Raw genomic sequence first — 22,109 nt, 5'->3', positions numbered from 1 at the left:
TCGCGGATGCAAGCATCCGTTCCCCCGTCTTCCTCCAGCGCCGCACCGCGCAAGCTAGTCATCGCCTCCCGCGAAAGCCGTCTGGCTATGTGGCAGGCCGAGCATGTGCGTGCTGCGTTGCAACAATACTATCCCGCGTGCGATGTGTCCATTCTCGGAATGACTACGCGCGGAGATCAGATTCTAGACCGTACCTTGTCCAAAGTCGGCGGCAAGGGCCTGTTCGTAAAGGAACTCGAGATCGCGATGGCCGAAGGCCGCGCCGACCTCGCCGTGCACTCCCTGAAAGATGTGCCGATGGAGTTACCTGAAGGCTTTGCCCTGGCCGCCATCATGGAACGCGAGGATCCGCGCGACGCGCTGGTTTCGGCCCGCTTCGGCTCGCTCGAAGCCATGCCAGCGGGTACCGTGGTCGGCACTTCCAGCCTGCGCCGCGAGGCCGCGCTGCGCACCCGCTACCCGCATCTTGTGATCCAGCCGCTGCGTGGCAATCTCGACACCCGGCTCGGCAAGCTCGATCGCGGCGATTATGGGGCCATCATCCTGGCCGCCGCCGGCCTCAAGCGCCTGGGCCTGGGCGATCGCATCCGCGCCGTGCTCGATCCCGTCAGTTCGCTGCCGGCCGCCGGGCAGGGGGCACTTGGCATCGAGATTCCGGCCGGGCGTCCCGAGCTGGCCGCCTGGCTGGCGCCACTCAACCATGCGCCCAGCGCGCTGGCCGTTACCGCCGAGCGCGCCGTGTCGCGCATGCTGGGCGGTTCCTGCCAGGTGCCGTTGGCAGCCCACGCAAGCTGGGATGGCGCAACGCTGAAGATCGAGGCCTTCGTGGCGTTGCCCGACGGCAGCCGCTGCGTGCGGGCCCGGTCCGAAGCGGTGGTCGAGGGTGCCGATGCACCCCACCAGGCGGAAGCGCTCGGCAAGGCCGTCGCCCAGGATCTGCTGGGACAAGGCGCAGCCGAGATCCTGGCGACGCTGGCGGATCCCGCCTCCCATCAAGCTCCTCCTGCCTGAGACCGGCCCATGCCCCGCCCGACTGTCGTTGTAACACGACCCGCCGGGCAGTCCCGGCAACTCACCGAGGCCTTGTCGGCCGCGGGCCTGGACGTGCTTGGCTTTCCCCTGCTGGCGATCGGCCCCGCGGCCGACGATGCACCCTTGCGCGCGGCGCTGGCGCAACTGGCGGACTTTGCGCTGGTGGTCTTCGTCAGCCCCAATGCGGTGGCTTTCGCGCTCGACGCGCTGGCCCAGATTCAGGACAAGCCCGTACCGCAATGGCCTGAATCCGTGCCGGTGGCCGTGGTCGGCCCAGCCAGCGTGGCCGCACTGGCCGAGCGTGGCATTGCCGCGCCTGCCTGCCGGGTGATCGCGCCCGCCGGCTGCACGACCGGCCATGAGGCCGACAACGGTGATGCCGCCAATGGTGGCGAAGGCGCCGAAGCCCGCTTCGATTCCGAGGCGCTGTGGCAGCAACTCGAGGCCCAGCTTGACGCCGGCGCCCTGCAAGGGCGCCAGGTCTTGATCATCCGTGGCAACGGGGGACGCGACTGGCTGGCCGAACGCCTGCGCGGCGCGGGCGCCGAGGTGCGCGCGGTCGAGGCCTACCAGCGCTCCGTCCCCACGCCCGGCAGCATGCAATGGCAGGCCGTGCGCGACGGCCTCAAGCCGGGCGCGCCGCCGCAGGCGTGGCTGCTGACCAGTTCCGAGGCGGTGCGCAATCTCGATGAAATGGCGCGCCAGGCACTGAGCCCGCAAGAACTGGCTTGCCTGCGCCAGGTGCAGTGCATCGCGCCCCATGCGAGAATCGCCGAACAGGCCCAGGCCCTGGGGTTCTCGCACCTGCTGCGCGCGGCGCCGGGGGACGATGGTCTGCTGGCGGCTTGCCGCCAGTGGGCGCAGGCGCATGCCGGTCCGCCGGAGCCGATGCCCGCGCCACCGGTCGCCCCGGCGCCAGTCCCGGCCGTGGCACCGCCGCCGGTGCTTGCGCCGGACCCGCAAATCAATCCACCGCCCGCAACGTCAACGAAGGTCGATCGCGTGACGCAAGACAATACCGCTCCTCCCGCCTCCAGTCCGCCCCCCGCGGCTGGCGCCCCGCTGCCCGTCCGCGGCACGCCTCGCATCAACCCGTGGTGGGTGCTGCTGCTCCTGTTGATCCTCGCCATTGGTGGCGGGTTCTGGTGGTTGCAGCAGCGCGTCGACCACCTGACCCAGGAGTTGGCGCGGCGCCAGCAGAGCAACGATGCGCTGGTGCAGGAAACCCGCGTGCTGTCGCGCAATGCGCAGGAAACCGTGAAGGAGTTGCAGGCCAAGGTTGGCGCGCTGGACGGGCAGGTGGGCGAGGCGCGCGACAAGCAAGCCGCGCTGGAGCAGGTCTACCAGGACCTGATGCGCAACCGTGACGATTGGGAGATCGCGGAGATCCAGCAACTGCTGACCAACGCGGGCCAGCAACTGCAGCTGACAGGCAATGTGCAGGTCGCGCTGGCGGCGCTGCAAAGCGCCGATACGCGCCTGGCGCGCACTGACAAGCCGCAATACAATCTGCTGCGCCGGGCCATCGCACGCGATGTGGCGCGCATGAAAGCCGTGCCGGATACCGACCTGACTGGCGCCGCCATCAAGCTCGACGAAGCCATCAACCAGATCGACACGCTGCCACTGCTGTCGAGCGAGCGCATGCTCGAGCGCAGCGAAGCCGATGCGCGCAAATCGGACGCAAAGGCGGAGGTGGCCGAAAAAGCGGAAAAAACCGATAAGGCCGATACGGCCGCAAAGCCAGCCACCGGCAAGGGCGCCAGGAATGCCGCCAAGGCCGAGCCGGCACCGGCCGGCAACACGGTCGGCAAATGGTTTGGCGGCCTGTGGGCCAGCGTGCGCGACGAGTTGATGCAGGTTATCCGCATCCGGCGCGTGGACGATGCCCAGGCCTTGCTGCTGACCGGCGACCAGGGCTGGTTCCTGCGCGAGAACGTCAAGCTGCGCCTGCTCAATGCGAGGCTGGCGCTGCTGTCGCGCAACGAACCGGTGTTCCGCAATGACCTGGCGGCCGCGCAAGCCATGCTGGGGCGCTATTTCGACACCAAGTCGCGCCGCGTTCAGGCCGCGCTGACCCTGCTCAAGCAGGCCCAGGCTGGTGCCGTCACGGTGCAGTTGCCGACCATGGCGGAAAGCCTCGGCGCGCTGCAGGCGCTCAAGAAGGAGTAGCGCATGCGGCTTCTTTTCTGGGTGGCTATCCTGTTTGGCGGCGCGGTCGGGCTGGCGCTATTCACGCAATTCAACCAAAGCAACGTGGTCCTGTTCTACCCGCCTTACCGGGTCGAACTCTCGCTGAACCTGGCACTGGCGCTGCTGCTGCTGACGTTCTTCGTGGTCTGGACCATCCTCACCACCGTGCGGCACCTGTCCGAGATGCCGGCGCGCGCCGCCGCGTATCGCGAGCGCAGCCGCATGAACCGGGCGCAGGCCGCCTTGCGCGAGGCGATCGAGAACCTCTTCGCCGGCCGTTTCGCCCGCGCCGAACGCACCGCGCGTGAAGCCCAGGCCTGGCCCGAGCAGGCCCAGACCGCGGCGCTGATCGGCGCGCGCGCGGCACACCGCATGCAGGAAACCGAGCGGCGCGATGCCTGGATGGCGCAGGTGACCGATCCCGAGCGCGAACAGGCGCGGCTGGTGTCGATGGCCGAGTTGTTGGTCGACGCGCGCGATGCCGACGGCGCGCTGGAAACCATCGCCCAACTGCAGGCGCAGGGCGCGCGCCAGATCCACGTGCAGCGTATCGCGCTGCGGGCTCACCAGCACCTGAAGAACTGGACCGAAGTCCTGCGCCTGGCGCGCTCGCTGGAAAAGCGCAATGCGCTGCATCCGGTGCTGGCGCTGCGTCTCAAGCAGATGGCCTGCGAAGCCCTGTTGGAAGAGCGCCGCCACGACGGCGACGCGCTGCATGATTTCTGGCGCTCGTTATCGACCGACGAACGGCGTGCGGCCCGCATCGCCGAACCCGCGGCGCGCTATTTCGCTGCGCTGGGCCGGCAGGATGAGGCGCGCAAGATTGTGGAGGATGCGCTCAAGGCCAACTGGGATAGCCGGCTGGTATTGCGCTACGCGGAGTGCGCCGAGCCGGGACGTGCGCTGCCGCAGATCCAGCAGGCGGAGAAATGGCTGGCGCAGCATCCGGTTGATGCGGACCTTTACTTCACGCTGGGTGTGCTTTGCCTTGGAGAGAAGCTGTGGGGCAAGGCGCAGTCGAGTTTTGAGCGGGCCTTGCGCTATGCGGATGTGGATTCGCAGCGCCGGCTGCGGGTCCGGGCGCATCTGGCGCTGGCCAAGATGTTTGAGGAAACCGAGCGGCCCGACGAGGCGCAGAAGCACTATCGGGAGAGTGCGATTCTGGCGGCGTGAGGGTTGGGTTGGGGGTGTTCCTCCCCTCTCCCTGAGGGGAGAGGGAGAGACCGCCGTCGTCATGGCAGATGGTTTTGGCCCAGCCAGTCGGCTTCGTTCCGCGTCGCGGGTTTTTCAGGCCGTCCCAATCCTGGCCTTTTCCTTCACCACCGCATACCGCGCCAATGTCTCCTTCCGGGCAACGTCATGCTGGACGATGGGCCGCGGGTAGTGTTCCCCGAGCCTGACACCGGCCGCCAGCAGCACGTCCTCCGAAGCCGTCCACGGCGCATGTATGTACTTGTCCGGCAATCGCGCCAGTTGCGGCAGGTACTTCCGGATGAACCGTCCCTGCGGATCGAACTTTTCCGATTGCGTGGTCGGGTTGAAGATCCGGAAGTAGGGCTGGGCATCGCAGCCCGTGGACGCGGCCCATTGCCAGCCGCCGTTGTTCGCCGAGAAATCGAAGTCGTTCAGCTGGTCGGCAAAGTACTGCTCCCCTCGCCGCCAGTCCACACCCAGATCCTTGACCAGGAAACTCGCCGCCACCATCCGCAGCCGGTTGTGCATGTAACCGCTTTGCCGGATCTGCAGCATGGCCGCATCCACCAGCGGATAGCCGGTCCGCGCGTCGCACCAGGCCTGGAAATAGCGCTCGCCGGTCTCGCCGCCGAGCCAGCGGATGGCGTCATAGGGTGCGTGGAAGGCATGGCCCGCGGCAACGCGCGGATGGTGGTGCAGGATCATGAAATAAAAATCCCGCCAGATCAGTTCCGATAGCCAGGTAGCGGCGCCCGCGCTTTCCGCGCCGCCGCGCAGCGTGGCAGCGTGGGCGGCGCGGGCCAGCGTCCGGATCGACAGGGTGCCAAAGCGCAGGTGGACCGACAGGTAGCTCGGGCCGCGCAGGGCGGGGAAGTCGCGCCGGCGCGCGTAGTCGCCCATGCGGCCGCAGAACTCGTCGAATAGCGCGTGGGCGCCGGCGCTGCCGGCGGGCATGGCGATCTCGGCGAGGTTGGAGGGAGCGAATCCCAGTGACGCCAGTGCAGGCAGCGGCCGCGCATACGGCCGGGGTACGGGAGCCAGCGTTTTCAGATATGGCTCGACCGGATAGGGCTTGAGGTCGAACGGCAGCAGCGCCTTGAGCCAGGCGTTCTTATAGGGCGTGAATACCGAGAACGGCTTGCCCTGGCCGGTCAGGATCTCATCCCGCTCGAAGATCACCTGGTCCTTGAAGGTGAAGAAGGCGCAGGACTGGTCCGCGAGCGTTTGCCGCACCTCGGCATCGCGGGCCTGCGCGGCGGGTTCGTAGTCGTGGTTGGCGAACACGGCTTCGGCGCCCAGTTCGGCCGCCAGCGCGGGAACGGCCTTGCGCGCGTGGTCGTGCAGCACGATCAGGCCGCCGCCAGCGGCGCGCAGGGCGGCATCGAGGGGTGCCAGCGAGGCGAGGATGAATGCCACCCGGCGGTCGGCGGCCAGGCCGCGTGCCAGCAGCGGATCCAGGATCTCGCGGTCGAATACGAACACGCACCATACCTGGCGGCAGTGCTTGAGGGCATAATGCAGCGCCGCGTGATCGTCGGCGCGCAGGTCGCGCCGGAACCAGGCCAGCCCGCGCGCGAACCGCCGGTCGATCCGGTAGGGCTGGCGCATATCGGCGGTGGGCGAGGGCAAGATCGGACGCTCCGGAAACGGGTGGAAGAAGCCTGTTACCCTACCATACCGGCAGGGGTGCGCCGCACCGCGGACAGCCCCCCGGCAAACCGGGCAGAGGCGCCGTTCCGGCGGCGCCGCACCAGTAATCCAGAATTCAGATATCAAGAAGCAAGCCATGGCCATGACACTCGACCGCATCCTTCAATCCCAGGGCTTCGGGACCCGCCGCTATTGCGGCGACCTGATCGGCGCCGGCCTGGTGGAGGTCGACGGCGTCCTGTGCGAGGATCCGGCCGCAAAGTTCGAAGTCGACGGACTGCGCCTGACCGTGGACGGCGAGGAGTGGATCGGCCACACCAAGGCCTATCTGCTGCTGAACAAGCCGGTGGGCTACGAATGCTCGCAACGGCCGCGCCACCATCCCAGCGTGTATAACCTGCTGCCGGTGCCGTTGCGCCAGCGCGAGGTGCAGGCGGTGGGGCGGCTGGACCAGGACACCACCGGCCTGCTGCTGCTGTCGGACGACGGCCAGTTCATCCATGCCCAGACTTCGCCCAAGAAGAAGGTACCCAAGGTCTACGAAGTGACAACAGCCGAGCCGGTCACCCAGGCGCAGGTCGATGCCCTGCTGGCGGGCGTGAAGCTGGACGACGAACCCGTGTCGATCGCTGCCGCCGCCTGCGAGGCCACCAGCGAGCGCAGCCTGCGCCTCAGCCTGACCGAAGGCAAATACCATCAGGTCAAGCGGATGGTGGCCGCGGCCGGCAACCATGTGGAAGCCCTGCACCGCAGCGCCATCGGCGGGCTCGTGCTGGAGCCGACGCTGGCGCTGGGCGAGTGGCGCTGGCTCACGCAGGAAGACCTGGCCGCGCTCACGCGCAAGGAGTAGGGAACAGGGCCGGCAGGAAAGCGCACCGGGAAGCGTCGGGATGCTGCAATGCGGCATCCGCGAATCTTTTCCGGAAGGATGGCAACGATTTGATAAAATGCAGGGATGGCGACGCTGGAAGCCCCAATCAATCTCACCAATCAGTTCCTGATTGCCATGCCCGGCATGGCAGACCCGACTTTTTCGGGTTCCGTCGTCTACTTGTGCGAGCACAATGACCGCGGCGCGCTGGGCCTGGTGATCAATCGGCCTATCGATATCGATATGGCCACCTTGTTCGACAAGATCGACCTCAAGCTGGAGATCCAGCCGGTGGCGCAGCAGCCCGTCTACTTCGGCGGGCCGGTGCAGACCGAGCGGGGCTTCGTGCTGCACGATCCGGTCGGCATCTACGTCTCGTCCCTGGCCGTGCCGGGCGGACTGGAGATGACCACCTCAAAGGACGTGCTGGAGGCCGTGGCCAACGGCAGCGGCCCGCACCGCTTCCTGCTCACGCTCGGCTATGCCGGCTGGGGCGCGGGGCAGCTCGAGGAAGAACTCAGCCGCAACGGCTGGCTGACTGTCCAGGCCGATCCCGAAATCATCTTCAGCGTGCCGCCCGAGGAACGCTTTGCCGCCGCCATCCGCCTGCTGGGCATCGATTTCACCATGCTCTCGGGCGAGGCCGGGCATGCCTGAGGCGGGGGCGGCGCCAGCGCCGCGCCCGCTGCCCACCGACGGCACCGTCCTGGCATTCGATTACGGCGAAAAAAAGATCGGCGTCGCGCTTGGCAACTTTGTCACGCGCGAGGCCCGTGCGCTTGTCATCATCCCCAACATCACCGTGGAAGGCCGCTTCGAGGCCGTGACCGCGCTCGTCAAGGAATGGGCGCCGGTGCAACTGGTGGTGGGCATGCCGGTCAACCCGGACGGCACCGAGCAGCCATCGATGCGGCTCGCGCGCCGCTTTGGCAATCAGCTGCACGGCCGCTTCGGGCTGCCGGTGGAGTGGGTGGACGAGCGCTACACGTCGATCGCCGCCGAGATGGCCGGCGCCCGCAAGGGCGCGCTCGACGCCGAAGCCGCCAGCATCATCCTGCAACAGTACTTCGACCAGCATCCGCTATGACCCAGACTTCCTCTCCCGACGCCGAGGCGCTCTACCATGCGCTGCGTGACCAGGTGCAGGCCGCGCTGCCCGCCGCCGAACGCGCGCAATGGTCGGTAGCCGGCATCTACTCCGGCGGCGCCTGGATTGCCGAGCGGCTCGCCGCGGACCTGCAACTGGCGGCCCACGGCGTCATTAACGTCGCCTTCCACCGCGACGACTATGCCAAGAAGGGCCTGCATAGCCAGGCCCAGCCGACCACGCTGCCCTTCGACGTGCAGGACCGCAAGATCCTGCTGATCGACGATGTGCTGGCCACCGGCCGCACCATCCGCGCCGCCGTCAACGAATTGTTCGACTATGGCCGCCCCGCGCGCGTGGCGCTGGCGGTACTGGTCGATCGCGGCGGGCGCGAGCTGCCGGCGGCCGCCGATTTCGTCGCCGCGCACGTCGACCTGCCGCCCGGGACCACGCTGGTCCTGTCGCACGAGGGTACCGGCGCGGACATGCGCTTTGCCTTTGCCAACGAGGCCACCGGCAACTAAGCCTGCCCAGCCAGACACGCGCCCGGCGCCCCGGTAACGGGGCGCCAGAAACACACGCTCCAGACCAGTCAATCGCCACCGCCCGGCCCTTTCTACCTGCCATGATCAAGACGTTCCGCAACCCGCAACTGACCAAGAACGGCGAGCTCAAGCATTTGCTTTCGATCGAGGGCTTGTCGCGCGAGATGGTCGCGCACATCCTCGACACTGCCAGCCAGTTCGTCTCGCTGTCCGACTCGGACCGCGATGTGAAGAAGGTGCCGCTGTTGCGCGGCAAAAGCGTGTTCAACCTGTTCTTCGAGAACTCCACACGCACCCGCACCACCTTCGAGATCGCCGCCAAGCGGCTATCGGCGGACGTGCTGAACCTGAACATCAACGCCTCGTCCACCAGCAAGGGCGAATCGCTGCTCGACACCATCAACAACCTGTCGGCGATGTCGGCCGACATGTTCGTGGTGCGCCACGCCAGTTCCGGCGCACCCTACCTGATCGCCGAGCATGTCGCGCCGCATGTGCATGTCATCAACGCCGGCGACGGCCGTCACGCGCACCCCACGCAGGGGCTGCTCGACATGTACACCATCCGCCATTACAAGAAGGACTTCACCAACCTGACGGTCGCGATCGTGGGAGACATCCTGCACTCCCGCGTGGCGCGCTCCGACATCCATGCGCTGACCACGCTGGGCGTGCCTGAAGTGCGCGCCATCGGCCCGCGCACGCTGCTGCCCTCGGGGCTGGAGCAGATGGGTGTGCGCGTCTTCCACAATATGGAAGAGGGGCTCAAGGGCGTGGACGTGGTGATCATGCTGCGCCTGCAGAACGAGCGCATGAGCGGGGCGCTGCTGCCGTCGGCGCAGGAGTACTTCAAGGCCTACGGCCTGACGCCGGAGCGCCTGGCGCGGGCGAAGCCCGACGCCATCGTGATGCACCCGGGCCCGATGAACCGCGGCGTGGAGATCGACTCCGCCGTGGCGGACGGCCCGCAATCCGTGATTCTCAACCAGGTGACCTTCGGCATTGCGGTACGCATGGCCGTGATGGGCATCGTGGCCGGAAACCACGACTGATAGCGAGCGCCCGGCCGACAAGGTCCAGGCAAGCCAGAACAACCGAATACAAGCCAAGCAAGCGACACGATATGAAGATCCACATCAAGGGCGGCCGCCTGATCGACCCGGCCGCGAACGTCGATGCGCAGCAAGACCTTTACATCGCCGCCGGCAAGGTCGTCGGCGTGGGCAGCGCGCCGGCGGATTTCCATGCCAACAAGACCATCGACGCGACCGGGCTGATCGTCTGCCCCGGCCTGGTCGACCTCTCCGCGCGCCTGCGCGAGCCCGGCTATGAATACAAGGCCACGCTGGAATCCGAAGTGGCGGCAGCCACCGCCGGCGGCGTGACCAGCCTGGTCTGCCCGCCCGATACCGACCCCGTGCTCGACGAGCCCGGCCTGGTCGAAATGCTCAAGTACCGCGCCCGCACGCTCAACCAGACCCACGTCTACCCGCTGGGCGCGCTGACGCTGGGCCTGAAGGGCGAGACGCTGACCGAGATGTCGCAACTGACCGAGGCCGGCTGCATCGGCTTCTCGCAGGCCGAGGCGCCGATCCGGAATACCCAGGTGCTGCTGCGCGCGCTGCAGTACGCGCAGACCTTCGGCTTCTCGGTATGGCTGCGCCCGGAAGATCCCTACCTCGGGGGCGGCGTGGCCGCCAGCGGCGCGGTGGCATCGCGCCTGGGCCTGTCCGGCATGTCGGTGATTGCCGAGACAGTGCGCCTGCACACCATCTTCGAGCTGATGCGCAGCAGTGGCGCGCGCGTGCACCTGTGCCGGCTGTCCTCGGCCGCCGGCATCGAACTGGTGCGCCAGGCCAAGCGCGAAGGCCTCGCGGTGAGTTGCGACGTCAACATCCATCACGTGTCGCTGACCGACATGGATATCGGCTACTTCAACTCGCAGATGCGCTTCTCGCCGCCGCTGCGCAGCGCGCGTGATCGCGACGCCATCGTGGCAGGTCTTGCCGACGGCACCATCGACGCCCTGTGCTCGGACCACACCCCGGTGGACGACGATGAAAAACTGCTGCCCTTCGCCGAGGCCTCCCCCGGCGCCACCGGGCTGGAGCTGCTGCTGCCACTGACGCTGCGCTGGGCCGAGGAGCACAAGGTCCCGCTGTCCAAGGCGCTGGCCCGCATCACCGCCGAACCGGCCCGCGTGCTGGGCCTGGCGGCCGGCACGCTGAGCGCGGGCAGCGCTGCCGATATCTGCATCTTCCATCCCGAGCAGGAGTGGAAGGTCGAGCGGCGCGCTCTCAAGAGCCAGGGCAAGAATTCGCCGTGGCTGGGCTACGAGATGCGCGGCCGCGTGCGTGCCACGCTGGTCGGCGGCCACGTCGTCTACGAACTGCACTGAGCGTCATGCCGGGCCGAGTGGACACGGGCAAGACGATTCACGCAGGCCCGCCGGCGGGGATTGCATGATCTGGCTACGGAAAACCGCTTTGATCCTGCACCTGCTGCGCGGCCTGGTCACCTGCGCCGTGCTGTTCCCGTGGCTGGGTGTCGAGTCGCGCCAGTGGCATATCCGGCGCTGGTCGCGCCGGCTGCTGGGGATCTGCGGGATCACGGTCGAGGTGCAGGGGCTGCAGCCTGGGCAGGCGCCGCCGCATGGCGCCATGGTGGTTTGCAACCACATTTCGTGGCTGGACATCTACGTCATCAACAGCTGGCAGCCCGTGCGCTTCGTGGCCAAATCGGAGATCCGCGACTGGCCCGTGATCGGCTGGCTGTGCGCGCAGACCGGCACCATCTTTATCGAACGTGCGCGCAAGCGCGATGCGCACCGCGTACTGCATGCGATTACCGACGTGATGCTGCAGGGCGACCTGGTTTGCGTGTTTCCCGAGGGGACGACCACGGATGGCGCCAGCGTGCTGCCCTTCCACGCCAACCTGATGCAGGCGCCGATCTCGGGTGGGCTGCCCGTGCAGCCGGTCGGGTTGGCCTACCTGGATGCCGCGACCGGCCAGCCGACCACCGCACCGGCATATATCGGCGACCTGACCCTGCTGCAGACACTTGACGCCATCTTGCGGGCGCCGCCGATCATCGCCAGGCTGTGCTTCGCGCCAGCCCTGACCGCCACCAGCGCCAGCCGGCGCGAGCTGGCCGAGGCCGCCCGGGAAGTGGTAACCCACCTGAGTCAGGGTGCGCAACAACATGCCGCCGAGCTGGCGGGGCAGGTCAATGGCGGCGCTGGCAACAAACGTGCCTTCGGTGAAGTGGGTGAGGGGGCGGGTTCACCCGAGCCGGCTGCCACGCCGTAAGCCAGCCCGTGCGCGGCCGCTGGCTCAGGCGAGCGGATCGCAGTATTGCGGGCAGTCCACCTGGATCAGCGAGCGCTGCGCCGGATCCGTCGCCAGCCGCGCCGCCGTGAGCTTGCCGCCCCAGACGCAGCCCGTGTCCAGCGCCATGAGGTTGGGGCGCATCACCAGCCCAAGCGTGGACCAGTGTCCGCAAACCACGGTGGTGTCTTCGGTCAGGCGGCCGGGGACGTCGAACCAGGGCATATGGCCCGTGGGCGTGCCGCCGGGACCTTCCTTGCTCTTCAGGTCCATCACCCCTTCCGCGCTGCAGAAGCGCAGGCGGGTGAGGGCATTGACCACGACGCGGTGACGTTCGATGCCGCGCAGGCCTGCATCCCATCGAACTGCCGCGTTCCCGAAGATGTCGGCCAGGAAAGCCTTCCAGTTGGGACCGCGCAGCGCTTGCTCCACTTCGGACGCCAGCTCCATGGTCTGCTCGGCCGTCCACTGCGGCAGTACGCCGGCGTGCACAAGCAGGAAACCGTTTTCACGGATGGCCAATGGGCGGTGCCTTAGCCATGTGAGCAATTCATCGCAATCCGGGGCTTCAAGAATGTCGTCCAGGGTGTCGCTGCGGCCGCGCTTGCGTACACCGGCGGCCACGGCCAGCAGGTGGATATCATGATTGCCGAGCACGGATTCGGCGCGCTCGCCAAGCTGACGGACCAGGCGCAGCGTGCGCGCCGAGGCCGGGCCGCGGTTGACCAGGTCGCCTACGAAGCGGAGCTGGCTGTCGGCCGGCAAGCGCTGAAAAAGGAGTTCGTCAAGCGAACCCGCGCAACCCTGGAGGTCGCCTACAGCAAAATGATGCGTATTGTTCACAAAAATAAATTGCCTGAATGATCACACATGTAAACTGATCCGAATTGGCAACATTGTGCGGAAATTTTCGATGGGACGTTACAACAGGCTACAAAAAGATGCCTGTTCCGGGTAAGGCCCTGCCCCCGGTCGGATAGAATACCGCCACTTCTGCAGGTACTTAAGATCCCGCCGTCCCCACAATGGACCAAGGCGGGCGCTCGGCATTGGTCGGGTCCTCGAAATATATCGATAGGCAGGGAGCACAACTTTTGTCTCATATTCTTGTTACGGGCGGTGCGGGGTTCATCGGTGCCAACTTTGTTCTGAACTGGTTCGGCACCGGGGCTACCGACGGCATTGTCAATGTCGACAAGCTCACCTACGCAGGCAACCGCAAGACGCTTGCCTCGCTGGATGGCGACGCTCGCCATGTCTTCTCGCAGACGGATATCTGCGACCGCGCCGCGCTCGACCAGTTGCTGACGACCTACAAGCCCCGTGCCGTGGTGCATTTTGCCGCCGAGAGCCATGTCGACCGCTCCATCTATGGTCCCGGCGAGTTCATCCAGACCAATATTGTCGGCACCTTCACCCTGCTCGAAGCCGTGCGCGCCTACTGGAGCGCGCTCGATGACGAAGCCAGGGCATCCTTCCGCTTCCTGCACGTCTCCACCGACGAGGTCTTCGGTTCCCTCGAAGCCGGCGATCCGCAATTCTCCGAGACCACGGCCTACGCGCCCAACAGCCCCTATTCGGCATCGAAGGCTGCATCCGACCATCTGGTACGGGCCTACCACCACACGTATGGCTTGCCGGTTCTCACCACGAACTGCTCCAACAACTACGGGCCCTATCATTTCCCCGAAAAGTTGATCCCGTTGATCATCGCCAATGCGCTCGGCGGCAAGCCCTTGCCGGTTTATGGCGATGGCCTGAACGTGCGCGACTGGCTGTATGTGGGCGACCACTGCGCTGCCATCCGCGAAGTGCTGGCGCGAGGCCGCTTGGGCGAGACGTACAACGTGGGCGGCTGGAACGAGAAGACCAATCTCGACGTGGTCCACACCCTTTGCGACCTGCTCGACGAACTGCGCCCGAAGGCGGCCGGTTCCTACCGGGATCAGATCACCTTCGTCAAGGACCGTCCGGGCCATGATCGGCGCTATGCCATCGATGCGCGCAAACTGGAGCGCGAACTCGGCTGGAAGCCGGCCGAGACATTCGAGACCGGCATGCGCAAGACCGTACAGTGGTATCTGGACAATCAGGGCTGGGTGCAAGATGTGATGTCCGGTGAATACCGGAACTGGGTGGCAAAACAATATGCCGCATAAGGCGCAAAATATTCCTACCCTTCTTGTAACAGGAAGCAACGGCCAGGTCGGATTCGAACTCCGCCGGAGCCTTGCGCCGCTTGGCAATGTGATCGCACTGGATCGTGCCGCTTGCGATTTCTCGCGTCCGGACACGCTACGCCAGCTGATTCGGCAGTACCGGCCCGATGTGATCGTCAATCCTGCCGCCTATACCGCGGTGGACAAGGCCGAGACGGACGCCGACGCCGCGTTTGCTGTCAATGGCGCCGCGGCCGGCGTGCTGGCCGAGGAGGCAAAGGCGCTTGGCAGCTTGCTGGTGCACTATTCGACCGACTATGTGTTCGATGGCCGCAAGGCGGGCCCCTATGTCGAGCTGGATGCGGTTGACCCGCAATCCATCTACGGCAAGAGCAAGCTGGCCGGCGAGCAGGCTATCGCGGCGTCCGGTGCCACTGCGCTGGTGCTCCGCACCTGCTGGGTGGCGGGCGCCCATGGCGGCAACTTCGCCAAGACCATGCTCAAGCTGGGCCGCGAGCGCGATAGCCTGCGTGTGATTGCCGACCAGTTCGGCGCGCCGACCACGGCAGCGCTGATTGCCGACGTGACCGCGCAGATCATTGCCCGCCACTGGCTGGCGGGCGATCGCGCCGCCTTCCCGGCCGGCATCTATCACCTGGCGGCCGGCGGCGAGACCACCTGGCACGCCTATGCTACTGAAGTGTTGCGCTATGCGGCATCCAAGGGCGTAGCATTAAAGGCGGATCCCGAGAGCATTGTGCCGATTCCGGCTAGTGAGTATCCACTACCAGCTCCTCGGCCCGCCAATTCGCGTCTTGACACGAGCAAGCTGCGCGAGACCTTCGACATCCATCTTCCGGATTGGCAGCAGGGAATACATTTCCTGCTCGACCAGATCCTTTCCTGATCTCAGCACCATGCGCAAAGGCATCATCCTGGCCGGGGGTTCCGGCACGCGGCTTTATCCGATCACACGCTCGGTCTCCAAGCAATTGCTGCCGGTGTACGACAAGCCGATGATCTACTATCCCTTGTCCACGCTCATGTTGGCAGGGATTCGTGACATCCTTGTGATCTCCACGCCGGAAGATACGCCACGCTTCGCCGACATGCTCGGCGACGGCAGCAAATGGGGCATCAACCTCCAGTACGCGGTCCAGCCGTCGCCGGACGGCCTGGCACAGGCCTTTATCATCGGCCGCGACTTTATCGGCAACGATCCCTCCACGCTGATCCTGGGCGATAACATCTTCCATGGCCACGACCTGGTGGGCCAGCTTGGCCGGGCCGGCGGCCAGGACGCGGGCGCCACAGTGTTCGCTTATCACGTGCACGATCCGGAGCGGTACGGCGTAGTCGAATTCGACGACAACTTCCGTGCGCTATCGCTCGAAGAAAAGCCGCTGAAGCCGCGTTCAAATTATGCCGTTACCGGGCTTTACTTTTATGATCGGCAGGTCTGCGACATCGCGGCCGATATCAAGCCGTCAGCCCGGGGTGAGCTCGAGATCACTGACGTCAACAAGCGCTATCTCGAAATGGCGCAGCTCGACGTGGAGATCATGGGCCGCGGCTATGCGTGGCTCGATACCGGCACGCATGACTCGCTGCTGGAAGCGGCCAGTTTTATCGCCACGCTGCAAAACCGGCAGGGCCTGATGGTTGCCTGTCCGGAAGAGATCGCGTATCGCAGCAAATGGATCGATGCCGAGCAGGTGGCGGCGCTGGCCAAGCCGCTGTCCAAAAACGCTTATGGACAGTACCTGCAGCGCATTGTCTCGGAAGCGATCAAGTAAGCAAGACCATGAACCTGACAGTCATCCCTACAGATATCCCTGAGGTGCTCATCCTCGAACCCAAAGTGTTCGGCGACGACCGAGGATTCTTTTTTGAAAGCTTCAATGCCAAGGCGTTTGAAGCCGCGACCGGGCTCAAGCGCGAGTTCGTGCAGGACAATCACTCGCGCTCCGCGCGCAATGTGCTGCGTGGGCTGCATTACCAGATCCAGCATCCGCAGGGCAAGCTGGTGCGCGTGACGTCGGGCGAAGTGTTCGATGTGGTGGTTGACCTGCGCCGCGGCTCGCCCACTTTTGGCAAATCGACCGGTTTGACGCTTTCCGCCGAGAACAAGCGCCAACTGTGGGTTCCCGAAGGGTTTGCCCACGGTTTCCTGGTGACGTCCGAGTCCGCCGAGTTCCTCTACAAGACTACCGACTACTGGTACCCGGAACACGAGCGCAGCCTGGCCTGGAACGATCCTGCCCTCGGGATCGAATGGCCGCTCGACGGCGAGCCTATGCTCGCCGCGAAAGATGCCGCCGGAAAGTCGCTGGCAGATGCCGAGGTATTCGAATGACCGGTGCCCACAGCGGCGGCTTTCGCCGCCGGACTCCGGGCGGTAGCAAGCAAGGATTTCCCGCATGAAGGAAAAGCCAAGCATGCACCCGCTGGTCGTGATTCAGTCCCTTCTTGCGAACCGCAGCATCATCACTCAGTTTGTCAAACGCGAAGTCGCCGGTCGCTACAAAGGCTCGTTCCTTGGCCTGCTGTGGACCTTCATCAATCCGCTGCTGATGCTGTTGATCTACACCTTCGTCTTCGGCGTGGTGTTCAAGTCGCGCTGGCGCCCTACATCGACTGATCACCTTGAATTTGCCGTGGTGATGTTCGCCGGCGTGCTGGTTCATGGCCTGATCGCGGAATGCCTGCAGCGCGCGCCTACCCTGGTGGTGAGCAATCCCAACTTCGTCAAGAAGGTGGTGTTTCCGCTCGAGACGCTGCCGTGGATCGCCATCGGCTCGGCGCTGTTCCATACGCTGGTGGCATCGGTGATCCTGATGGGCGCGATCTTCATCTGGCAGGGGCATCTGCCGCTGACGGTCGTGCTTGTGCCGGTCATCCTGCTTCCCTTTGTGATCCTGATCGCTGGCCTGGTGTGGCTGCTGGCCTCGCTTGGCGTGTATCTACGCGATCTTGGGCAGGTGATGGGGATCGTTACGTCGCTGCTGATGTTCATGGCACCGGTGTTCTATCCGCTGCAATCGGTGCCGGAGCGCCTGCGGCCATTTCTTTACCTGAATCCCATTACGTTTATCGTCGAGCAGGTTCGCAATGCCGCGATCTGGGGAACCAGCATCGACTGGCTCGGCTGGTTGCTTTACCTGGTGATCGGCTATTGCGTGGCATGGGCCGGGCTGGTGTGGTTCCAGAAGACGCGCAAGGGGTTCTCCGATGTCCTCTAATCCCGTGAATAATGCCGTGATTCGCGTCGGCAACCTGGGCAAGCGCTATGAAATCTACGCGCAGCCCAAGGATCGTCTCAAGCAGATGGTGATGCCGCGCCTCAAGCGCATGGTCGGCATGCACCCGCCGGAGTACTTTCGTGAGTTCTGGGCGCTGCGCGACGTGAGTTTCGATGTCCAGCAGGGTGAAACCGTTGCCATCATCGGCCAAAATGGCTCGGGCAAGTCGACGCTGCTGCAGCTGGTATGCGGCACGCTATTCCCCACCATGGGCGAGGTCAGCGTCAACGGCCGGATTGCCGCGCTGCTCGAACTTGGTGCCGGTTTCAACCCCGAGTTTACCGGCGAGGAGAACGTCTATCTGAGCGGTCTGCTGTACGGGATCGAAGAAGGCGAACTGGCCAAACGCTTCGATTCCATCGTCGCCTTCGCCGAAATCGGCGACTTCATCAACCAGCCGGTAAAGACTTACTCCAGCGGCATGTATGTGCGTCTGGCGTTTGCAATTGCCGCACACGTCGATGCCGATGTGCTGGTGGTGGACGAAGCGCTTTCGGTGGGCGACGTGCGCTTTACCCAGAAGTGCATGCGTTTCCTGCGAGAGTTCCAGAAGAAGGGCACGCTGCTGTTTGTCAGCCACGACGTTGGCGCGGTGACCAGCCTTTGCTCGCGGGCAATCTGGCTGGACCATGGCGTGCTGAAGATGGATGGCAACGCCAAGGAGACGGTCGAGGCTTATCTGGCAGAGCAGCATGCGCAAGATCGGGGCGCGCTGGGTGTCTCCGTCAAAGTGGCAGCGGCCAAGGAAAAGAAGCCCCGGAAGACGGCCGAACTCGATGTGGTGGACAGCCGGTGGGAAACGCTACGCGCCCAGGGTGCTGGAACACGCATCGAGGTGTTCGAGTTTGACCCGGAGCAGGCGGACAGCGAGTTCGGGGCGCGCGGCGCTTCCATCGTTGATGCCACGCTGCTGGACGAGCAGGGCCAGGAACTCAAGCTGGTCCATGGCGGCGAACTAGTTGAGTTGCGCATCTCCGCAGAACTGCATGCGGCGCTGGATGGCCTGATCTTCGGCTTCTACCTGAAGGACCGGCTGGGCCAGCGGCTGTTTGGCGACAACACCTTCCTGGCCACGCTGGACGATACGGTGTCCGGCGATGCCGGCAAGCGCTATTGCGCCAGCTTTCGTTTCCGCATGCCGACGTTGCCCGTGGGAGCGTACTCCGTGGATGCGGCAATCGCGTCCGGCACGCAAAATGATCATACACAGCAGCATTGGGTCCACGATGCCCTGACCCTGCGCGCGGTCGACAGCTCCATGCGACATGGACTGGTGGGCATCCCGATGCTCGATATTGCTATTTCTGAGGAAGGATAGTCCGTGCTTAACTTTACCGGCGAACGATTCGTTCCCACCGAAGAAGGAGCGATCCGCTACGAGCACATGCACCGTTACAGCTGGTCGCTGGAGATCGCTGCTGGCAAGGATGTGCTCGATATCGCCTGCGGCGAGGGCTATGGCTCCGCACTGATGGCCACGCGTGCCAAGTCCGTTATCGGCGTCGACATTTCCGACGACGCAGTGGCGCATGCCCGCTCGCGCTATCAGCAGCACCAGAACCTGCGTTTTGAAGCTGGCAGCGCCACGGCGATCCCGTTGCCTGACGCCAGCGTGGATGTGGTGGTGTCGTTCGAGACCATCGAGCATCTGCATGGGCATGAGGAAATGATCGCGCAGATTCGCCGGGTGCTTCGTCCCGACGGCATCCTGGTGATCTCGTCGCCTAACAAGAAGGTCTATTCCGACGATCGCGGTTACCACAACGAGTATCACGTCAAGGAGCTCTATTTCGAGGAGCTTGACGCCTTGCTGCGCTCGCATTTTCCCAAGGTCAGCTATTACGGCCAGCGGCTCGCCACGAGTTCGATGCTGCTGCCACTGGACGGCCAGCAAGACGGGTATCAGGCGCTGACGCTGCGCGACGATAAGGTTCGGCAAGCCACTGTGCCCGCCGACGACATGATGTATTTCGTCGCCATCTGCTCCGCATCGGATGTGGCGCTGCCCGTCGGCCCGGCGTCCATCTTCTTCGAAGAGGGCGTGGATCTCTATGCCGAGCGAGAAGAGGTGGCGGCCTGGGCCGGACGCTTGAGCGTTGAAGAGGCTGAGGTGCGACAGCGCCTTGGCGATCTGCAGAGCGAGTTCGACGAGCGTTCTGCCTGGGCGCTGTCGCTCGACAAGGAAGTGGAAGCGCTTCGAGCGACTGTCGAAAACCAGCGCGAGACAATTGAAAGTCTGCGAATTTCGCAGCGTCTTCGCAGGATATTTCGCCGTACTGTGCGCTCGACGCCAGCCAAGGCGGCGGTGCCTGGTTTCACACCTGCAGCAAGCCCGCCGCCGGGCGCGGTACCTCCTGTTCCGGTTGCGGAAACAGGTACATCAGCCTATCTGAGGCATCAGCTCAAGCAGGTGGAAGTCGAACGGGATCATCTTCTCGGTGCACTCATGGCCCGCGAGAATGAACTCAAGGCCATGCTGAGTTCGCACTCCTGGAAAGTGACCGGCCCGTTGCGCACTGCCGCAAGGCTGGGGCGCGGCGAGTTCAATACCGTCTTTGACAGCGTGCGCCCATCCTTGCTGAAGGCCGGGCGCACGCTGTATTTGCGTGCGCCCGTGTCGAAGAAGTGGAAGGACCGTTGCGTGAACGTTGCTTACCGCGTCGCCGGTCCCCTTTTCAAGGGGATGGTGCACTACGAGGTATGGCGCCGCCACCGAGAGGGCATGGCGCTGACACCGGTCGGGCTGGGTCCCGTTGCAGCCGAGGAAGTCGACGAAGTGCTTGCCAGCCTGAAGCTCGATGAGGTAGCGGAGCCTGTCGTCTCGGTGATCATCCCGACGTACGGCAATATCGGCCATACCCTGTCGTGCGTGCGCTCCATCTGCGCGCACATGCCGAGCGTGCCGATCGAGGTCATCGTTGCCGAAGATGTCTCCGGCGACGAGGAAATCCTGCGCATGCAGGCAATTCCTGGCCTGCGTTTCGTGATGAACGAGAAGAACCTCGGCTTTATCCGTTCATGCAATCACGCTGCCAGCCTGGCTCGCGGGAAGTATGTCTACTTCCTCAACAACGACACGGAAGTTACCCCGGGATGGCTCGATACCATGCTGGCGCTGTTCGCCAGTGAGCCGGGCTGCGGCATGGTCGGCTCCAAGCTGGTGTACCCGGACGGCCGCATGCAGGAAGCCGGCGGCATCATGTGGCGCGATGGCTCGGCCTGGAACTTCGGCAGGCTGGATGACCCCACCCGTAGCGTCTACAACTACGTCAAGGACGCCGACTACTGCTCGGGCGCGTCGCTGCTGATCCCGACGGCGTTGTTCCGTGAGTTGAATGGCTTCGACGAAGTCTATGTCCCAGCCTATTGTGAAGATTCGGACCTGGCATTCCGCGTTCGTGCCATGGGCAAGCGCGTGCTCTACCAGCCGAAGTCGGTAATTATTCACTATGAAGGCATCTCGCACGGAACGGATACGGGCGGGGGCATCAAGGCTTACCAGGTGGAGAACCAGAAGAAGTTCCGCGAGCGCTGGCGCGAAGTGCTGGACCGCGAGCATTTCGATAACGGTACTAATGTCTTCCGTGCCCATGAACGTTCCGCTGGCAAGAAGACCATCCTTGTGATCGATCACTACGCGCCGCAGCCGGATCGCGATGCCGGTTCGCGCTCGATGTGGTGCTTCCTGCGTGTTCTCAAGGGGATGGGGTTAAATGTGAAGTTCTGGCCTCAAAACCTCTGGTACGATCCCGAATATGTTTCGATCTTGCAGCAGGCGGGGATCGAAGTTTTCTATGGTGGTGAATTCCAGAATAACTTCGCTGACTGGATCGCCGAGCATGGATCGCAACTCGACTATGTGCTGCTGAGCCGTCCGTCTGTCGCCAAGGAATTCCTGCCCGCAATACGTGCGAACAGCCGTGCCAAGATACTGTTTTATGGCCATGACCTGCACTATGCGCGCTTGCTCAACGAGCACGAGATGACCGGCTCCGAGACGCTGCGCAAGGAGGCCGCCATCATGCGCGAGATGGAACTGGCGCTGTGGAAGGAAGTGGATGCGGTCTATTATCCGTCGCCCACCGAGACACAGGCTGTGCTGGAATTGGTGCCGGAGGCGAAGGGACGCACAGTGCCGCCGTACTTCTTCGATGTTTCCCCGGCCGACCTGGTCAAGCCGACCCCGCAGGGCCGCAGCGGCATTCTTTTCGTGGCTGGCTTTGGCCACCCGCCGAATGTCGACGCCGCGAAGTGGCTTGTGCAAGATATCATGCCGCTGATACGTGCCCGCGTCCCTGGCACTCACCTCTGGCTGGTCGGATCGAATCCGACCCCGGAAGTGCAGAGGCTGGCAACAGATGACATTACCGTAACCGGCTACGTGACGGACCCACAGCTACTGGAGTTCTACCGTACGGCGCGTGTCGCCATTGTTCCCCTGCGCTTCGGTGCGGGTGTAAAGAGCAAGGTGGTGGAGGCGATGAACTATGGCCTGCCGCTAGTGACCACGTCTGTCGGCGCTCAGGGCCTTGATGGCCTGGAGGACACTGTACCCGTCTCGGACGATCCGCATCGTCTGGCACAGGAGGTTGTGACGCTGCTGGAAAATGACGATCGCTGGCAAGAGGTGGCGGAAAGGGCAAAGGCCTACATTTCAGGGACGTTCTCGCCGCAAGCAATGGAAAACGTCTTCCGGCTCGATATCGACCCGCATCCCGCCATCCCTACAATCGCTGGATAAGCTCAA

Annotated in this window: 19 protein-coding genes; 17 read left to right on the top strand and 2 right to left on the bottom strand. The window is 64.6% G+C overall.

Annotated elements, in window-relative coordinates; genetic code table 11:
- Nucleotides 1-6: 6 nt before the first annotated feature.
- Genes hemC through AC1DT6_RS00745 form a run of 3 tightly spaced genes read left to right on the top strand, consistent with a single transcriptional unit; the run spans nucleotide 7 to nucleotide 4,398 of the window.
- The gene (gene hemC, locus AC1DT6_RS00755) at nucleotides 7-1,011 is read left to right on the top strand and encodes a hydroxymethylbilane synthase (RefSeq protein WP_441624975.1); all 1,005 of its coding nucleotides are present in this window, start codon (nucleotides 7-9) and stop codon (nucleotides 1,009-1,011) included.
- Nucleotides 1,012-1,020: 9 nt separating this feature from the next.
- Nucleotides 1,021-3,204 carry a fused uroporphyrinogen-III synthase HemD/membrane protein HemX gene (gene hemDX, locus AC1DT6_RS00750; protein WP_441624973.1) on the top strand — a complete coding sequence of 728 codons (2,184 nt, stop codon included), beginning with the start codon at nucleotides 1,021-1,023 and terminating at the stop codon, nucleotides 3,202-3,204.
- 3 nt (nucleotides 3,205-3,207) lie between these two features.
- Nucleotides 3,208-4,398: a heme biosynthesis protein HemY gene (locus AC1DT6_RS00745; protein ID WP_045235965.1), complete on the top strand. Its 1,191-nt coding sequence runs from the start codon at nucleotides 3,208-3,210 to the stop codon at nucleotides 4,396-4,398.
- A 114-nt stretch (nucleotides 4,399-4,512) separates the two neighbouring features.
- Here AC1DT6_RS00745 and AC1DT6_RS00740 read toward each other — a convergent pair whose 3' ends face one another.
- The gene (locus tag AC1DT6_RS00740; RefSeq protein ID WP_441625020.1) at nucleotides 4,513-6,027 is read right to left on the bottom strand and encodes a cryptochrome/photolyase family protein; all 1,515 of its coding nucleotides are present in this window, start codon (nucleotides 6,025-6,027) and stop codon (nucleotides 4,513-4,515) included.
- A 184-nt stretch (nucleotides 6,028-6,211) separates the two neighbouring features.
- On the opposite strand from AC1DT6_RS00740, the gene AC1DT6_RS00735 reads away from it, so the two are divergent.
- From AC1DT6_RS00735 to AC1DT6_RS00705, 7 genes are all read left to right on the top strand, one after another.
- Nucleotides 6,212-6,919 carry a pseudouridine synthase gene (locus AC1DT6_RS00735; RefSeq protein ID WP_441625018.1) on the top strand — a complete coding sequence of 236 codons (708 nt, stop codon included), beginning with the start codon at nucleotides 6,212-6,214 and terminating at the stop codon, nucleotides 6,917-6,919.
- 105 nt (nucleotides 6,920-7,024) lie between these two features.
- Nucleotides 7,025-7,597, top strand: a complete 573-nt coding sequence (locus AC1DT6_RS00730) for a YqgE/AlgH family protein (protein ID WP_035863791.1) — start codon at nucleotides 7,025-7,027, stop codon at nucleotides 7,595-7,597.
- Nucleotides 7,590-8,027, top strand: a complete 438-nt coding sequence (ruvX, locus tag AC1DT6_RS00725; protein ID WP_441624971.1) for a Holliday junction resolvase RuvX — start codon at nucleotides 7,590-7,592, stop codon at nucleotides 8,025-8,027. Before AC1DT6_RS00730 ends, ruvX begins: the two co-directional genes overlap by 8 nt.
- Nucleotides 8,024-8,551, top strand: a complete 528-nt coding sequence (gene pyrR / locus AC1DT6_RS00720; RefSeq protein ID WP_441624969.1) for a bifunctional pyr operon transcriptional regulator/uracil phosphoribosyltransferase PyrR — start codon at nucleotides 8,024-8,026, stop codon at nucleotides 8,549-8,551. The genes ruvX and pyrR overlap by 4 nt, the downstream gene beginning before the upstream one ends.
- 101 nt (nucleotides 8,552-8,652) lie before the next feature.
- The gene (locus tag AC1DT6_RS00715) at nucleotides 8,653-9,624 is read left to right on the top strand and encodes an aspartate carbamoyltransferase catalytic subunit (protein WP_276286380.1); all 972 of its coding nucleotides are present in this window, start codon (nucleotides 8,653-8,655) and stop codon (nucleotides 9,622-9,624) included.
- Between the two features lie 71 nt (nucleotides 9,625-9,695).
- Nucleotides 9,696-10,970 (top strand): dihydroorotase, encoded by a 1,275-nt coding sequence (locus tag AC1DT6_RS00710; RefSeq protein ID WP_441624967.1) that lies wholly within the window; start codon nucleotides 9,696-9,698, stop codon nucleotides 10,968-10,970.
- 64 nt (nucleotides 10,971-11,034) lie between these two features.
- Nucleotides 11,035-11,883 (top strand): lysophospholipid acyltransferase family protein, encoded by an 849-nt coding sequence (locus tag AC1DT6_RS00705; protein ID WP_441624965.1) that lies wholly within the window; start codon nucleotides 11,035-11,037, stop codon nucleotides 11,881-11,883.
- 24 nt (nucleotides 11,884-11,907) lie between these two features.
- Here the strand turns inward: AC1DT6_RS00705 and AC1DT6_RS00700 are convergent, their stop codons facing one another.
- A complete protein-coding gene (locus AC1DT6_RS00700; protein ID WP_441624963.1) occupies nucleotides 11,908-12,744 on the bottom strand; it encodes a symmetrical bis(5'-nucleosyl)-tetraphosphatase in 837 nt (278 codons plus the stop codon).
- Nucleotides 12,745-12,995: 251 nt separating this feature from the next.
- Here AC1DT6_RS00700 and rfbB point away from each other — a divergent pair, with 251 nt between their 5' ends.
- The 7 genes from rfbB (at nucleotide 12,996) to AC1DT6_RS00665 (ending at nucleotide 22,103) form a co-directional block, all read left to right on the top strand.
- On the top strand, nucleotides 12,996-14,060 hold the full coding sequence (gene rfbB, locus AC1DT6_RS00695) for a dTDP-glucose 4,6-dehydratase (protein ID WP_441624961.1): 1,065 nt from the start codon (nucleotides 12,996-12,998) through the stop codon (nucleotides 14,058-14,060).
- Nucleotides 14,050-14,967: a dTDP-4-dehydrorhamnose reductase gene (gene rfbD, locus AC1DT6_RS00690; protein WP_441624959.1), complete on the top strand. Its 918-nt coding sequence runs from the start codon at nucleotides 14,050-14,052 to the stop codon at nucleotides 14,965-14,967. Before rfbB ends, rfbD begins: the two co-directional genes overlap by 11 nt.
- A gap of 10 nt (nucleotides 14,968-14,977) precedes the next feature.
- Nucleotides 14,978-15,856: a glucose-1-phosphate thymidylyltransferase RfbA gene (gene rfbA, locus AC1DT6_RS00685; protein ID WP_441624957.1), complete on the top strand. Its 879-nt coding sequence runs from the start codon at nucleotides 14,978-14,980 to the stop codon at nucleotides 15,854-15,856.
- An 8-nt stretch (nucleotides 15,857-15,864) separates the two neighbouring features.
- Complete coding sequence (rfbC, locus tag AC1DT6_RS00680) at nucleotides 15,865-16,416, top strand: dTDP-4-dehydrorhamnose 3,5-epimerase (RefSeq protein WP_441624955.1); 552 nt, start codon at nucleotides 15,865-15,867, stop codon at nucleotides 16,414-16,416.
- A 64-nt stretch (nucleotides 16,417-16,480) separates the two neighbouring features.
- Complete coding sequence (locus AC1DT6_RS00675; RefSeq protein ID WP_441624953.1) at nucleotides 16,481-17,302, top strand: ABC transporter permease; 822 nt, start codon at nucleotides 16,481-16,483, stop codon at nucleotides 17,300-17,302.
- A complete protein-coding gene (locus AC1DT6_RS00670; RefSeq protein WP_441624951.1) occupies nucleotides 17,292-18,680 on the top strand; it encodes an ABC transporter ATP-binding protein in 1,389 nt (462 codons plus the stop codon). Before AC1DT6_RS00675 ends, AC1DT6_RS00670 begins: the two co-directional genes overlap by 11 nt.
- A 3-nt stretch (nucleotides 18,681-18,683) precedes the next feature.
- Entirely contained in the window at nucleotides 18,684-22,103 is a 3,420-nt protein-coding gene (locus AC1DT6_RS00665; RefSeq protein ID WP_441624949.1) for a glycosyltransferase, read from the top strand.
- The last annotated feature ends 6 nt before the right edge of the window (nucleotides 22,104-22,109 follow it).

The sequence above is a fragment of the Cupriavidus sp. 01L45 genome, from assembly GCF_056399885.1.
This window is presented reverse-complemented; position numbering and strand designations above follow the sequence as displayed.